The sequence below is a fragment of the Enterobacter sp. SM3 genome (assembly GCF_009811935.2).
Lineage (GTDB): Bacteria > Pseudomonadota > Gammaproteobacteria > Enterobacterales > Enterobacteriaceae > Enterobacter > Enterobacter asburiae_D.
Genome location: NZ_CP099971.1, coordinates 2,852,507 through 2,867,449, shown reverse-complemented (window position 1 = coordinate 2,867,449; position 14,943 = coordinate 2,852,507). Strand labels below are relative to the sequence as shown.

General features: G+C 56.3%; 15 protein-coding genes. 9 read left to right on the top strand and 6 right to left on the bottom strand.

The genetic code is table 11. From position 1 onward, the window contains the following. Window positions 1-123: 123 nt before the first annotated feature. From GVO84_RS13470 to rnd, 5 genes are all read left to right on the top strand, one after another. Entirely contained in the window at window positions 124-2,034 is a 1,911-nt protein-coding gene (locus GVO84_RS13470; protein ID WP_100166045.1) for an ATP-dependent DNA helicase, read from the top strand. Window positions 2,035-2,100: 66 nt separating this feature from the next. Then, window positions 2,101-2,796 (top strand): tRNA (adenosine(37)-N6)-threonylcarbamoyltransferase complex dimerization subunit type 1 TsaB, encoded by a 696-nt coding sequence (gene tsaB, locus GVO84_RS13465; protein WP_121424136.1) that lies wholly within the window; start codon window positions 2,101-2,103, stop codon window positions 2,794-2,796. A 37-nt stretch (window positions 2,797-2,833) separates the two neighbouring features. Beyond that, the gene (locus tag GVO84_RS13460) at window positions 2,834-3,415 is read left to right on the top strand and encodes a Slp family lipoprotein (RefSeq protein ID WP_159514412.1); all 582 of its coding nucleotides are present in this window, start codon (window positions 2,834-2,836) and stop codon (window positions 3,413-3,415) included. A 203-nt stretch (window positions 3,416-3,618) separates the two neighbouring features. Further along, window positions 3,619-5,304 carry a long-chain-fatty-acid--CoA ligase FadD gene (fadD, locus tag GVO84_RS13455; RefSeq protein WP_159514411.1) on the top strand — a complete coding sequence of 562 codons (1,686 nt, stop codon included), beginning with the start codon at window positions 3,619-3,621 and terminating at the stop codon, window positions 5,302-5,304. A gap of 71 nt (window positions 5,305-5,375) precedes the next feature. Next, entirely contained in the window at window positions 5,376-6,503 is a 1,128-nt protein-coding gene (gene rnd, locus GVO84_RS13450) for a ribonuclease D (protein ID WP_159515647.1), read from the top strand. A 76-nt stretch (window positions 6,504-6,579) separates the two neighbouring features. On the opposite strand, the gene minE is transcribed toward rnd, so the two are convergent. Genes minE through minC form a run of 3 tightly spaced genes read right to left on the bottom strand, consistent with a single transcriptional unit; the run spans window position 6,580 to window position 8,396 of the window. Then, on the bottom strand, window positions 6,580-6,849 hold the full coding sequence (minE, locus tag GVO84_RS13445) for a cell division topological specificity factor MinE (RefSeq protein ID WP_008500504.1): 270 nt from the start codon (window positions 6,847-6,849) through the stop codon (window positions 6,580-6,582). A 3-nt stretch (window positions 6,850-6,852) separates the two neighbouring features. Continuing rightward, window positions 6,853-7,665 (bottom strand): septum site-determining protein MinD, encoded by an 813-nt coding sequence (gene minD / locus GVO84_RS13440; RefSeq protein ID WP_121424130.1) that lies wholly within the window; start codon window positions 7,663-7,665, stop codon window positions 6,853-6,855. A gap of 23 nt (window positions 7,666-7,688) precedes the next feature. Then, the gene (minC, locus tag GVO84_RS13435) at window positions 7,689-8,396 is read right to left on the bottom strand and encodes a septum site-determining protein MinC (RefSeq protein WP_159514410.1); all 708 of its coding nucleotides are present in this window, start codon (window positions 8,394-8,396) and stop codon (window positions 7,689-7,691) included. A 123-nt stretch (window positions 8,397-8,519) separates the two neighbouring features. On the opposite strand from minC, the gene GVO84_RS13430 reads away from it, so the two are divergent. The 3 genes from GVO84_RS13430 (at window position 8,520) to GVO84_RS13420 (ending at window position 10,036) form a co-directional block, all read left to right on the top strand. Continuing rightward, entirely contained in the window at window positions 8,520-8,795 is a 276-nt protein-coding gene (locus GVO84_RS13430) for a YcgL domain-containing protein (protein WP_121424128.1), read from the top strand. Window positions 8,796-8,842: 47 nt separating this feature from the next. Beyond that, on the top strand, window positions 8,843-9,502 hold the full coding sequence (locus GVO84_RS13425) for a fumarylacetoacetate hydrolase family protein (protein ID WP_032658472.1): 660 nt from the start codon (window positions 8,843-8,845) through the stop codon (window positions 9,500-9,502). A gap of 93 nt (window positions 9,503-9,595) precedes the next feature. After that, on the top strand, window positions 9,596-10,036 hold the full coding sequence (locus GVO84_RS13420) for a YcgN family cysteine cluster protein (protein ID WP_024909872.1): 441 nt from the start codon (window positions 9,596-9,598) through the stop codon (window positions 10,034-10,036). A gap of 125 nt (window positions 10,037-10,161) precedes the next feature. Here the strand turns inward: GVO84_RS13420 and dsbB are convergent, their stop codons facing one another. Next, window positions 10,162-10,692 carry a disulfide bond formation protein DsbB gene (dsbB, locus tag GVO84_RS13415; RefSeq protein ID WP_024909807.1) on the bottom strand — a complete coding sequence of 177 codons (531 nt, stop codon included), beginning with the start codon at window positions 10,690-10,692 and terminating at the stop codon, window positions 10,162-10,164. A gap of 143 nt (window positions 10,693-10,835) precedes the next feature. Then, window positions 10,836-12,374 (bottom strand): Na(+)/H(+) antiporter NhaB, encoded by a 1,539-nt coding sequence (gene nhaB / locus GVO84_RS13410; RefSeq protein ID WP_159514409.1) that lies wholly within the window; start codon window positions 12,372-12,374, stop codon window positions 10,836-10,838. Window positions 12,375-12,575: 201 nt separating this feature from the next. Between nhaB and fadR the strand changes: the two genes are divergently transcribed. Continuing rightward, window positions 12,576-13,295 carry a fatty acid metabolism transcriptional regulator FadR gene (gene fadR, locus GVO84_RS13405; RefSeq protein WP_023312180.1) on the top strand — a complete coding sequence of 240 codons (720 nt, stop codon included), beginning with the start codon at window positions 12,576-12,578 and terminating at the stop codon, window positions 13,293-13,295. A 115-nt stretch (window positions 13,296-13,410) separates the two neighbouring features. Here the strand turns inward: fadR and GVO84_RS13400 are convergent, their stop codons facing one another. Next, complete coding sequence (locus tag GVO84_RS13400; protein WP_023293929.1) at window positions 13,411-14,943, bottom strand: SpoVR family protein; 1,533 nt, start codon at window positions 14,941-14,943, stop codon at window positions 13,411-13,413.

Genomic DNA, 14,943 nt, shown 5'->3' with positions numbered 1-14,943 from the left:
TCGTTATTTTTCGTCGTCAGGCGGCAAGACTGCCATATTGTTCTCCTGTCGTCACTATTTGGGGTGGCACAGGAGAGGATGGGCTGACATAATCCCTGTGCAAAAATACAGTGAGAGAGCACCGTGGCAGACGATTTTTCCCCTGAAGGTCAATTAGCGCAGGCTATCCCCGGCTTCAAACCCCGTGAGCCTCAGCGTCAGATGGCGCACGCCGTTGCGCACGCCATCGATAAGGCTCAGCCGCTGGTGGTCGAAGCCGGAACCGGCACGGGTAAAACCTATGCTTACCTTGCTCCGGCGCTGCGCGCGAAGAAGAAGGTGATTATTTCCACCGGATCGAAGGCGCTGCAGGATCAGCTCTACAGCCGCGATTTGCCCACGGTGGCTAAGGCGCTGAAATACAAGGGGCGTCTGGCCTTGCTGAAGGGGCGCTCCAACTATCTCTGCCTGGAACGACTTGAGCAGCAGGCGCTGGCGGGCGGCGACCTGCCGGTGCAAACCCTCAGCGACGTCATTATCCTTCGGTCGTGGGCGAACCAGACCGAAGAGGGCGATATCAGCACCTGCGCGAGCGTGCCGGAAGATTCCCCGGCCTGGCCGCTGGTGACCAGCACCAACGACAACTGCCTCGGCAGCGACTGTCCGCTGTATAAAGACTGCTTCGTGGTGAAAGCGCGCAAAACGGCGATGGACGCGGACGTGGTGGTGGTGAACCATCACCTGTTTCTCGCGGATATGGTCGTCAAGGACAGCGGTTTCGGCGAGCTGATCCCGGAGGCTGACGTGATGATCTTCGACGAAGCCCACCAGCTTCCTGACATCGCCAGCCAGTATTTCGGCCAGTCGCTCTCCAGCCGCCAGCTGCAGGATCTGGCGAAAGATTTCACCATCGCTTACCGGACCGAACTCAAAGATACCCAGCAGCTGCAGAAGTGCGCCGACCGTCTGGCCCAAAGCGCACAGGATTTCCGCTTACAGCTCGGCGAGCCGGGCTATCGCGGCAACCTGCGCGAGCTGCTGGCAGACAAAAACATCCAGCGCGCGCTGCTGCTGCTCGATGATGCCCTGGAACTCTGCTACGACGTGGCAAAACTGTCCCTCGGCCGCTCTGCGCTGCTGGATGCGGCCTTCGAACGCGCCACGCTCTATCGCGGGCGGCTCAAACGGCTGAAAGAAATTAACCAGCCGGGGTTCAGCTACTGGTATGAGTGCACCTCGCGGCACTTCACGCTGGCGCTCACGCCGCTGACGGTGGCGGATAAATTTAAAGAGGTGATGGCGCAAAAACCGGGAAGCTGGATCTTCACCTCGGCAACCCTGTCGGTGAATGACGATCTGCATCACTTCACGGAACGTCTTGGCATTGAGGAGGCGGAATCGCTGCTCCTGCCCAGCCCGTTCGATTACGAAAAACAGGCGCTGCTCTGCGTTCCCCGTAATCTGCCGCTGCCAAACCAGCCGGGTGCGGCGCGCCATCTGGCGGCGATGTTAAAACCGATGATCGAGGCCAACAACGGCCGCTGTTTTATGCTCTGCACCTCTCACGCCATGATGCGTGACCTCGCCGAGCAGTTCCGCGCCACCATGACCTTACCGGTGCTGCTGCAGGGCGAAACCAGCAAAGGCCAGCTGTTACAGCAGTTTGTCAGCGCCGGGAATGCTCTGCTGGTGGCGACCAGCAGCTTCTGGGAAGGGGTCGACGTGCGGGGCGATACGCTCTCGCTGGTGATCATTGATAAGCTGCCGTTTACCTCTCCGGACGATCCGCTGCTGAAGGCGCGCATGGAAGACTGCCGCCTGCGCGGGGGCGATCCGTTTGACGAGGTGCAGCTGCCGGACGCGGTGATTACCCTCAAGCAGGGGGTAGGGCGATTAATCCGCGACGTTACCGATCGCGGGGTGCTGGTCATTTGCGATAACCGGCTGGTGATGCGTCCTTACGGGGCAACCTTCCTCGCCAGTCTGCCGCCCGCGCCGCGGACGCGGGACATAAAACGCGCGGTGCGTTTCCTGGCAAACCCAACGGCGGAGTAATTTACCCCGGAGTGTGCTAAGATGCGCGCCATTTTGTGACTGACCCTTGCGAGAGCGCGACGACTGATGCGAATTCTGGCTATTGATACCGCGACAGAGGCTTGCTCTGTCGCTCTGTTGAACGACGGTACTGTTTCTGCCCATTTCGAAGAGTGCCCACGGGAACACACCCAACGCATTCTGCCCCTGGTAAAAGCCATTTTAACCCAGGGCAACACCTCCTTAACCGACCTCGACGCGCTGGCCTTTGGCCGTGGCCCTGGCAGCTTTACGGGCGTTCGCATCGGGATTGGCATTGCGCAGGGGCTGGCGCTGGGCGCCGAACTGCCGATGATTGGCGTCTCTACCCTCGCCACCATGGCGCAGGGCGCATGGCGCATGACCGGGGCAACGCGCGTCCTGGCCGCAATAGATGCCCGCATGGGCGAAGTTTACTGGGCCGAATACACTCGCGACGAGCAGGGCGTGTGGCACGGTGAAGAGACGGAAGCCGTGCTCAAGCCGGAAGCGGTCACTGAACGACTGCAACAGCTCTCCGGCGAGTGGGCGACCGTCGGCACCGGCTGGCCTGCGTGGCCGGAGATGGCGAGCGGCACCGGCGTGACGCTGGTGGACGGCAACATGCTGCTGCCGGCTGCGGAAGATATGCTACCGATTGCCTGCCAGCTGCTCGCAGCAGGAAAAACTGTTGCCGTTGAACACGCGGAGCCGGTTTATTTGCGAAACACCGTTGCGTGGAAGAAACTTCCGGGCCGCGAGTGAATCTCAGTAACAGGAACTGAGAAAAAGGAGTCGCATCATGGCGGTTCAGACTAAAGTAGTACGCCTTATTATGGCAGGCGCGGTTGCCATAGCACTGAGCGGATGCGTTTCCGTTCCTGATGCGATTAAGGGCAGCAGCCCGACGCCACAGGAGGATCTGGTTCGGGTGATGAATGCGCCTGAGCTGTACGTTGGCCAGGAAGCGCGCTTTGGCGGTAAGGTCATCGACGTACAAAACCAGCAGGGGAAAACCCGTCTGGAGATCGCAACCGTTCCGCTGGACAGCGGCGCGCGGCCTGTACTGGGTGAGGCCTCCCGCGGGCGTATCTATGCGGACGTCAGTGGTTTCCTCGATCCGGTCGATTTTCGCGGACAGCTGGTGACCGTCGTCGGGCCGATTACCGGCTCCGTGCAGGGCAAAATCGGCAGCACGCCGTATAAATTTATGACCATGCAGGTCAACGGGTATAAACGCTGGCGGCTGGCACAGCAGGTGAGCATGCCGCCTCAGCCGATGGATCCGTGGATGTGGGGTCCACATCCCTATCGTTACGGCTACCCGGGCTGGGGTTGGTACAACCCGGGACCTGCACAGGTTCAGACGATCGTTACTGAGTAACTTACTGTTATTGTTGGAAAAGAGACAGCGGCTCAGCCGCTGTCTCTGTTTTTTTACGGATAAAACGAAAAAAAAGAGTGACGCGCTTCGCAACCTTAAATCTGAACAATTAATAAACTGGTACGCTGAGTTAATATAATGTTAACAAACTGTTTATTATCGGGGTTGTGATGACGACGAACACTCATTTCAGAGGTGATGCATTGAAGAAGGTTTGGCTTAACCGTTATCCCGCAGATGTTCCTGCTGAGATCAATCCTGACCGTTATCAATCCCTGGTGGAATTATTTGAGCACTCGGTAAGGCGCTACGCGGACCAACCCGCATTCGTGAATATGGGCGAGGTCATGACGTTCCGTAAGCTTGAGGAGCGTAGCCGGGCGTTTGCGGCGTATCTTCAGGAAGGGCTGGGGCTGCAAAAAGGGGACCGCGTCGCGCTGATGATGCCGAACCTGCTGCAATACCCGGTGGCGTTGTTCGGTATCCTGCGAGCCGGGATGATTGTCGTTAACGTTAACCCGCTGTATACCCCGCGCGAGCTGGAGCATCAGCTGAACGACAGCGGCGCAGCCGCGATTGTCATTGTTTCCAACTTCGCCCATACCCTGGAAAAAGTGGTCGACAAAACCCAGGTTAAACACGTCATCCTGACGCGTATGGGGGATCAGCTCTCCACCGCCAAAGGCACGCTGGTTAACTTTGTCGTCAAATACGTCAAACGTCTGGTGCCAAAATACCACCTGCCGGACGCCATCTCCTTCCGCCGCGCGCTGCATGCGGGCTATCGTATGCAATACGTTAAGCCGGAAGTGGTGTCAGACGATCTGGCCTTCCTGCAGTATACCGGTGGCACTACCGGCGTGGCGAAAGGTGCGATGTTGACGCACCGGAACATGCTGGCGAACCTTGAGCAGGTGAACGCCACCTACGGGCCGCTGCTGCATCCGGGCAAAGAGGTGGTGATCACCGCGCTTCCGCTGTATCACATCTTTGCGCTGACCATGAACTGCCTGCTGTTTATTGAACTGGGTGGTCAGAACATCCTTATCACCAACCCGCGCGATATCCCGGGCCTGGTGAAAGAGCTGGCGAAATACCCGTTCACCGCTATGACCGGGGTAAACACCCTGTTTAACGCGCTGCTTAATAACAAAGAGTTCCAGCAGCTGGATTTCTCCACGCTGCATCTCTCTGCGGGCGGCGGCATGCCGGTTCAGCAGGCGGTCGCCGAGCGCTGGGTGAAGCTCACCGGCCAGTATTTGCTGGAGGGCTACGGACTGACGGAATGTGCTCCGCTGGTCAGCGTTAACCCGCATGATATCGACTATCACAGTGGAAGCATTGGTTTGCCGGTTCCTTCCACAGAGGCCAAACTGGTCGATGATAACGATAACGAAGTCGCGCCGGGCGAGCCGGGTGAGCTGTGCGTCAAAGGTCCGCAGGTGATGCTGGGCTACTGGCAGCGCCCCGATGCGACCGACGAAATCATCAAAGACGGCTGGCTGCACACCGGTGATATCGCGGTGATGGATGACGAGGGCTTCCTGCGCATCGTCGATCGCAAGAAAGACATGATCCTGGTCTCCGGCTTCAACGTTTATCCGAATGAGATCGAAGACGTGGTTATGCAGCACAGCGGCGTGCTCGAAGTGGCGGCAGTCGGCGTCCCCTCCGGCAGCAGTGGCGAAGCGGTCAAGATATTTGTGGTCAAGAAAGACGCTTCACTCACGGAGGAGGAGCTGGTAACGTTCTGCCGTCGTCAGCTGACGGGCTACAAGGTGCCGAAGCTGGTTGAATTCCGCGATGAGCTGCCGAAATCCAACGTCGGAAAGATATTACGACGAGAATTACGTGACGAAGCCCGTGGCAAAGTAGACAATAAGGCCTGAGCTTCACGTTAATCGCCCAGACGCCGGTTAAGCCGGCGTTTTTTATGGGCGCAAACAAAAGAGAATCCGATTTGAATTACCAGATGATCACGACCAACGACGAGCTGGCTTCGCTGTGCGAAGTGACGCGCGACTTTCCTGCCATTGCCCTGGATACCGAGTTTGTCCGTACCCGGACCTATTATCCGCAGCTGGGTTTGATTCAGATGTACGACGGTAAACACGTGTCGCTGATCGACCCTCTCGGCATTACCGACTGGACGCCGATGCGTGACCTGCTGCTCGATACCGCCGTGACGAAATACCTGCACGCAGGCAGTGAAGATCTGGAAGTCTTTCTGAACACTTTTGGCATCATGCCCCAGCCGCTGATTGACACGCAGATCCTCGCGGCATTCAGCAATCGTCCGCTCTCATGGGGCTTTGCTGCCATGGTAGAGGAGTATACGGGCCTGACGCTGGATAAAAGTGAATCCCGTACCGACTGGCTGGCGCGTCCGCTAACCGAGCGCCAGCTGGAGTATGCGGCGGCAGACGTGTTTTATCTGCTGCCGATTGCCGGACAGTTGATGAAAGAGGCAGAAGCTTCTGGATGGCTGTCTGCGGCGCTCGACGAGTGTCGTATGACCCAGCAGCGCCGCCAGGAAGTGGTCGACCCGAAAGAGGCCTGGCGCGATATCAGCAACGCCTGGCAGCTGCGTACGCGTCAGCTGGCATGCCTGCAGCTGCTGGCAGACTGGCGCTTGCGTAAAGCACGCGAGCGCGATCTGGCCGTTAACTTTGTGGTTCGCGAAGAACATCTCTGGGCGGTCGCGCGCTATATGCCGGGCAGCCTGGGCGAGCTGGACAGCATTGGGCTTTCGGGCAGCGAGATCCGCTTCCACGGCAAAACCCTGCTGGCGCTGGTCGCAAAAGCGCAGGAGCTGCCGGAAGATGCGCTGCCGGAACCGCTGCTGAACCTGATGGATATGCCGGGCTATCGCAAAGCGTTTAAGGATATCAAAGCGCTGGTGCAGGACGTTGCAGCGGAAAGCAAGCTGGGCGCTGAACTGCTCGCTTCACGTCGTCAGATTAACCAGTTGCTGAACTGGCACTGGAAGCTGAAGCCGCAGAGTGGCGTGCCGGAAATGATGGCGGGATGGCGCGGGAAATTGATGGCCGATCGCCTGAATACGCTGCTGGAAGGTTATCCGCGATAAAAAAAATATGCCGGGCGATTTACCCGGCATATTCCCCCGGCGGCGCTGCGCTTACCGGGGCTACGAAACCACAAACCTACGGACGCGACTCTTCCGCTTCCGGGAGCGTCACGTTCAGCTCCAGAATCGAAATATCCCCGTCTTTTTGTTCCAGTTGCACCGTCACCATCTCCGGATCAATCTGCACGTACTTACAGATCACTTCCAGGATGTCCTTGCGCAGCTGCGGCAGGTAGTGAGGCTCGGCGTCGCTACGACGACGCTCCGCAACGATAATTTGCAGACGTTCTTTTGCGATGTTGGCGGTGTTCTTTTTCCGCGAGAGAAAAAAGTCCAGTAATGCCATAACTTATCCTCCGAACAGGCGTTTGAGGAAACCTTTCTTCTCTTCTTCAATGAAGCGGAAAGGACGTTCTTCTCCCAGCAGACGGTCAACGGTATCGGCGTAAGCTTTACCTGCATCTGCCAATGTATCAAGGATCACTGGCTCGCCCTGGTTAGACGCGCGTAACACGGACTGATCTTCCGGGATAACGCCCACCAGCTTAATGCGCAGGATCTCCAGCACGTCTTCCATGCTCAGCATGTCACCTTTGTTCACGCGGCCCGGATTGTAGCGGGTGAGCAGCAGGTGTTCTTTAATCGGGTCTTCGCCATTTTCCGCACGACGGGATTTAGAGGCGAGGATCCCCAGAATGCGGTCAGAGTCACGAACGGATGAAACTTCAGGGTTGGTGGTGATGATCGCTTCATCAGCGAAGTACAGCGCCATCAGGGCACCGGTTTCGATGCCGGCAGGCGAGTCGCAGACGATGAAGTCGAACTCCATTTTTTTCAGCTCATCGAGCACCTTTTCCACCCCTTCACGGGTCAGGGCGTCTTTGTCACGCGTCTGAGAAGCCGGAAGAATGTAGAGGTTCTCGGTGCGCTTGTCTTTAATCATCGCCTGGTTCAGCGTGGCATCGCCCTGAATGACGTTCACGAAGTCATACACGACGCGACGCTCACATCCCATGATGAGGTCGAGGTTACGCAGACCGATATCGAAGTCGATAACGATGGTTTTCTTTCCCTTCTGGGCCAAACCAGTAGCGATGGCCGCGCTGGAGGTGGTCTTGCCAACGCCTCCTTTACCCGAAGTAACAACAATAATGCGTGCCATAGAAATTCCTTGTTAAAAAGGGATCAATTCAACGGTTGAACGGTCAACGCGTCCTCTGCCAGAAGCAGGCGGGCCGCTTTGCCATAAAATTCGGCTGGGATCTTGTCGCTCAGCCAATATTCACCTGCGATGGACACCAGTTCCGCCGTCAGGTGAGTACAAAATATTTGCGCATCTCGATCGCCACTTGCACCTGCGAGCGCACGTCCACGCATCATACCGTATACGTGAATATTGCCATCTGCAATCAGCTCAGCGCCAGCACTGACGTGGCTTGTAACAATCAGATCACAGTTTGGTGCATAAATGCGCTGACCGGAACGAACCGGCACATCAATCATTCGCGTTTTTGTGACGGTAGTAACGTTTTGCACCACAGGAGGGGGCGTTTGCACGGCAACGGGGGCCGCACGCGAGGCTTTTTCTTTGCCCTCATTCAGAAGAGGCAGCCCCGCACGCTCAATTTCCGCTTTCAGCTCAGTATCTTTGCAGCCGCTGATGCCCACGATACGCAGTCCGGTCGAGGAGACGGCCTGCTGGAGAAGTTTCCAGTTAACCGGAGCCTCAAGACCGCTGACGTTGATAACAACAGGGGCGTGCTTCAGAAAGGCGGGAGCCTGGGCGATTTTGTCTTCTAACGCCTGACGAATAACCTCGGGTTTTGCATCATGCAAATGTACCACTGATAAGGTGAAGCTACTGCCTTTAAGCTCGATGGGCGTGTTTGACATCCTGGCCTTACTCAATTTGCTATTAACCGCAACCACTCGCTGCGATATTCCGAAGAGTATCAGGCATGTTATAGTCAGGAGTATATTGAGGCAAGCAACCACCCATTAATTCAGAGTAAAAACATGTTTTGTGTGATCTACAGAAGTTCAAGCCGTGACCAGACCTATCTTTATGTCGAAAAGAAAGACGATTTTTCACGCGTGCCTGACGAATTAATGAAGAACTTTGGCCGACCACAGCTGGCGATGCTGCTGCCGCTTGATGGTCGTAAGAAACTGATTAATGCCGATCTGGATAAAGTGAAAACGGCCTTAGCCGAGCAAGGCTATTATTTACAGCTTCCACCGCCACCCGAGAATTTATTAAAACAGCATCTTGAGGCGAACGGTAAAAAATAGTCTCAACTGTTTTTGGGCACAACACATCAACCGTTTAGGGGTCGACCATGTATCAACATCATAACTGGCAAGGTGCATTACTGGATTATCCCGTCAGCAAAGTGGTTTGCGTGGGCAGCAACTATGCAAAACATATTCAGGAGATGGGCAGCGCGACGCCAGAAGAGCCGGTCCTGTTCATTAAGCCTGAAACGGCGCTTTGTGATATCCGCCAGCCGCTGGCGCTGCCGCAGGGGCTGGGCTCGGTGCATCACGAAGTTGAACTCGCCGTGCTGATCGGCGCGACGCTGCGCCAGGCCTCAGAAGAACATGTTCAGAAAGCGATTGCCGGTTACGGTGTGGCGCTGGATCTCACGCTGCGTGACGTGCAGGGCAAAATGAAGAAAGCAGGGCAGCCGTGGGAAAAGGCCAAAGGGTTTGATAATTCCTGCCCCATCTCGGCGTTTGTGCCGGTGAGCGAATTTACCGGCGATCCTCAGGACACCCCGCTTAGCCTGAAGATTAACGGCGAGATCCGCCAGCAGGGCACCACCGCGGACATGATCCACAAGATTGTGCCGCTGATCGCCTACATGAGCCGCTTCTTTACCCTGAAACCGGGCGATGTGATCCTGACCGGAACCCCAGAAGGTGTTGGCCCGCTGCTCAGCGGTGACGAGCTAGAGGTCGGTTTTAACGGCCTGTCGCTGAAAACCCGCGTGCTGTAACCCCATCTTGCCGCCTGAAGAGGGCGGCAAAACTTGCAACAACGTGCCAGACTCGTTATAAGGTGCGCTTTCTTTTGACGTGTGGACATCCTGATGAACGACATCCCTTTCTGGCAAAGCAAAACTCTCGACGACATGACCGATGCGGAATGGGAATCATTGTGCGACGGCTGCGGGCAGTGCTGCCTGCACAAGCTGATGGATGAAGATACGGATGAAATCTACTTCACCAACGTTGCCTGCAAGCAGTTAAACATTAAAACCTGCCAGTGCCGCAACTATGAGCGCCGGTTTGAATTTGAGCCTGACTGCATCAAGTTAACCCGGGATAATCTGCCAACGTTTGAATGGCTGCCGCATACCTGCGCGTATCGCCTGCTGGCGGAAGGGAAAGGTCTGCCTGACTGGCATCCGCTGTTAACCGGTTCAAAAGCGGCGATGCACGGTGAACGCATTTCTGTGCGCCACATCGCGGTGAAAGAGTCCGAGGTGCGTGACTGGGAAGACCACATCATGAACCACCCGACCCGTTGAGATTAAAAAACCCGCCGAGGCGGGTTTTTTATTGTGTTTGTGCGGCCTGATGCCCTCACCCCAACCCTCTCCCACGGGAGAGGGCGCAAACACTAAAAACGGCAACCAAGGTTGCCGTTTTGCTTTTACCTTCCGAACAGATCGCGTTTCTTCGGCTTAAACGGCTGAGCGATCAGCACCAGCAGTGCCACGACGAAGTAGGCGGCAAAAATACCCACCAGCCACTGCGGCATCTCCAGCGTCAGGAATTCCCACTGACGAACGGAGCAGTCACCGGATGCGACAAACACCTGCGGCAGCCATTTGTCCAGCGGCAGCCAGCTCGGGAAGCGGGCGGCAAAATCACAGGTCATAAACGGTGACGGATGCAGTTGCATCATGGTGTGCTGCCAGGAGAGTTCAATTCCTTTCCAGGCGCTGTAGATCCAGATGGCAATACCGGCATAGCGAAGCGGCGATTTTGGGGCAATCGCGCCGACCAGGCCCGCACCCATAATGCCGAACAGCGCGCAGCGTTCATAAATACAAAGCACGCAAGGTTTCAGTCCCATTACATGCTGGAACCACAGCGCGACCATTTCCAGCGCAAAGGCGGTCAGGGCCATTAACAACCACGCTCCGCGACCGCGTGAGCACTGGTTTAAAAATCTCAACATAATCATTTCCCTGGAACATGCTTAGAAAGCGCAGTGTAAACGAATTCGTTTTTCGCGCCACCTGTACCTGGCGAAATAAAACGTAATTGGATGTTTATCGTGCGAAAAGGCAAACGGGCAGCGAACTGCCCGAGATGCATAGTTTACTGCGCCGCAAGTATACCCGCTTGTATCAACCATTGCGTACAGGGAATGAGGGTAATTTTGACGCAAAGCAATCCCACGATCGTGAGCACCAGCGTGTAGGGCAGCGCCATCCACACCATCCTGCCATAAGAAAGTCGTATGAGCGGCGCGAGGGCGGAGGTCAGCAGGAACAGGAAGGCGGCCTGGCCATTTGGCGTCGCCACCGACGGCAGGTTGGTGCCGGTATTGATCGCCACGGCGAGCAGCTCAAACTGTCCGGCGCTGATAACGCCTTGCTCCATGGCGGCTTTGGCCTCGTTGATGTAGACCGTCCCGACGAAGACGTTATCTGAGATTGACGAGAGCAGGCCGTTAAACAGGTAAAACAGCGACAGCTGAGCATCCGGTGACGCCTGTAATACAAAGGCAATAATCGGCGCGAACAGATGCTGGTCGATAATCACGGCCACGACGGCAAAGAACACCGCCAGCAGGGCGGTAAACGGCAGGGCTTCGGTAAACGCTTTACCGATTGCATGTTCGTCCGTCACGCCGGTAAAGGTGGTGGCGAGAATAATGACCGACAGGCCAATCAGCCCTACTTCGGCAAGATGGAGCGCCAGCGCCGCGATAAGCCAGACGCCGATGATCCCCTGAGCAATGAGTCGTAGCGTCTCCTGGCGCGTCCGCTGGCTGCGGCTCTGCTGATCGAATTTATGCAGCTCCTGACGAACCGGCTCCGGGAGCTGCGCCCCATAGCCAAAGAGGCGAAACTTCTCCACCAGCAGACAGGTCGCCAGACCGCAGATCAGCACCGGTACGCTCACCGGCGCCATTCTCAGGAAGAACTCACCGAAGTGCCAGCCCGCCGCTTTGGCAATGATCAGGTTTTGCGGCTCGCCCACCATGGTCATCACGCCGCCCAGCGCGGTACCGACGCCAGCATGCATCATCAGGCTGCGCAGGAAGGCGCGAAACTGCTCCAGTACGTCACGATTATGCGCATCGACGTGGCTGTCATCCTGCAAATCTTCACCCGGGCGAGAGGAGGCCACGCGGTGATAAATACCGTAAAAGCCAACCGCTACGCTTATCACCACCGCGACAACCGTCAGCGCATCCAGGAACGCCGACAGGAAGGCGGCCGCAAGGCAAAACGCCAGCGAGAGGAACATTTTCGACGGAATGCTGAGCAGCAGGCGCGTGAAGATAAACAGCAGCAGCTGTTTCATGAAGTAGATGCCCGCCACCATAAACATCAGCAGCAGCAGCACTTCGAGATTTGACGCCAGCTCTGCTTTGACATGCTCGGCGCTGGTCATGCCGATGACGACCGCCTCAAACGCCAGCAAACCGCCCGGCAGCAGGGGATAACATTTCAGCGCCATGGCCAGGGTGAAGATAAACTCCGCCACCAGCAGCCACCCGGCAATGAACGGGTTTACGCTAAAGAGGAGGGGGTTAACGACCAGGAACACCAGAAGTATAAGTTTGTACCAGTCCGGAGACTGGCCTAAAAAGTTGCGCCACAGCGCGCGCCCAAAAGAAATTTCCACGACAGACGTCCATCCCCGTCAAGTAAGACAAAACATCAGTATACGCAAAAATCGCGGCCTGGAGGCGGATAAGGCTGCATTGTAAATTTCACAAAAATGAAACGGCGATCCCTCTTTTCTCTCTTTGCCGCGCTACCTGCCACTGGCTGCCTCTGGTATGATGAGTCCAATTTGCTAAAGCTGTGTAATGGAAATCTCACTATGGTCATTAAGGCGCAGAGCCCGGCGGGTTTCGCGGAAGAGTACATCATTGAAAGCATCTGGAATAATCGTTTCCCTGCGGGGTCCATTCTTCCGGCTGAACGCGAACTCTCTGAACTGATTGGCGTCACTCGCACCACGCTGCGTGAAGTGCTCCAGCGGCTGGCGCGCGATGGCTGGTTGACGATCCAGCACGGCAAGCCGACGAAAGTAAACAACTTCTGGGAAACGTCCGGGCTGAACATTCTTGAAACGCTGGCGCGTCTCGACCATGAAAGCGTGCCGCAACTCATTGATAATCTGCTTTCCGTTCGCACCAACATCGCGACGATCTTTATTCGTACCGCTTTCCGTCAGCATCCTGAAGATGCCCTTGCGGTGCTGGCCACAGCGAACGAGGTGGAAGATCATGCCGATGCTTTTGCCACCCTCGATTACAACGTGTTTCGCGGTCTGGCGTTTGCCTCCGGCAACCCGGTGTACGGCCTGATCCTTAACGGTATGAAAGGGCTTTACACCCGCATTGGCCGCCACTACTTTGCCAATCCTGAAGCGCGTAGCCTGGCGCTGGGCTTCTACCATAAGCTGAGCAAGCTCTGTACCGAAGGCCTGCACGATCAGGTTTATGAGACGGTGCGCCGCTACGGTCACGATTCCGGTGAAATCTGGCACCGTATGCAGAAAACGCTGCCGGGTGATTTAGCGATTCAGACCCGCTAAAAGAAAAAACCTCTCGTACGAGAGGTTTTTTTTCGTCGGGTGGCGGCTACGCCTTACCCGACCTACGGGTTTTGTAGGCCCGGTAAGCGTAGCGCCACCGGGCAAAAAAACTGCACTACAGCGTATTCAACCGCGCCGGGCAGCGTTCCAGCAGCTCGACGCTCCCGTCTTCATTTTGCTGCTCCAGCTGCACGTCAAAGCCCCACAGGCGATGCACATGCTTCAGCACCTCTTTACGCCCTTTATCCAGCGGCGCGCGATTGTGCGGGATATAGCGCAGCGTCAGGGAGCGGTCACCGCGCAAATCGACGTTCCAGACCTGAATATTCGGTTCAAGGTTGCTTAGGTTGTACTGGGAAGAGAGGCGAGAGCGGATCTCACGGTATCCCTCTTCGTTATGGATCGCGGAAATCTCCAGATAGTTGTTGCGGTCGTCGTCCAGCACGGTGAAGAAGCGGAAGTCACGCATGATCTTCGGCGACATAAACTGACTGATGAAGCTCTCATCCTTAAAGTCGCGCATCGCAAAGTGCAGCGTTTCCAGCCAGTCAGAGCCGGCGATATCCGGGAACCAGTACTTGTCTTCTTCCGTCGGCGACTGGCAGATACGCTTGATGTCCTGGAACATGGCAAAGCCAAGCGCATACGGGTTTATTCCGCTGTACCACGGGCTGTTGTAGGGCGGCTGGAACACCACGTTGGTATGGCTGTGGAGGAATTCCATCATGAACCGCTCGGTCACTTTCCCCTCGTCGTACAGATGGTTAAGAATGGTGTAGTGCCAGAAGGTCGCCCAGCCTTCGTTCATCACCTGCGTCTGCTTTTGCGGGTAGAAATACTGGCTCACCTTGCGGACGATGCGCAGGATCTCACGCTGCCACGGCTCCAGCAGCGGGGCGTTCTTCTCCATAAAATAGAGCAGGTTTTCCTGCGGCTCGGACGGATAGCGACGCGCTTCGGCGATCGTTTTTTCCTCCTCACGCTTCGGCAGGGTACGCCACAGCATGTTCACCTGGCTTTGCAGGTACTCTTCGCGGCTTTTCTGCCGGGCTTTTTCCTCCTGCAGGGAGATTTTCTGCGGACGCTTGTAGCGGTCCACGCCGTAGTTCATCAGCGCGTGGCAGGAGTCGAGCAGTTTTTCCACTTCGTCCACGCCGTAGCGCTCTTCGCAGTCGGTAATGTATTTGCGGGCGAAGATCAGGTAATCGACGATGGAGCTGGCATCCGTCCAGCTGCGGAACAGGTAGTTATTCTTGAAAAATGAGTTGTGTCCGTAGCAGGCGTGCGCCATCACCAGCGCCTGCATGGTAATGGTGTTCTCTTCCATTAAATAGGCGATACACGGATTGGAGTTAATGACAATTTCATACGCCAGCCCCTGCTGGCCGTGCTTATACAGCCGCTCGGTTTCAATAAATTTTTTACCAAACGACCAGTGCGGATAGTTAATCGGCATCCCGACGCTGGAGTAGGCGTCCATCATCTGTTCGGACGTAATGACTTCAATCTGATGGGGGTAGGTATCCAGACGATACAGCTTTGCGACCCGGTCGATTTCGGCGAGGTAAACATCCAGCAGCTCGAAGGTCCAGTCGGGTCCATCGCTCAGACGAGTGTTGTCCTTGTTCAGGGAATCAATAGTAGCCAT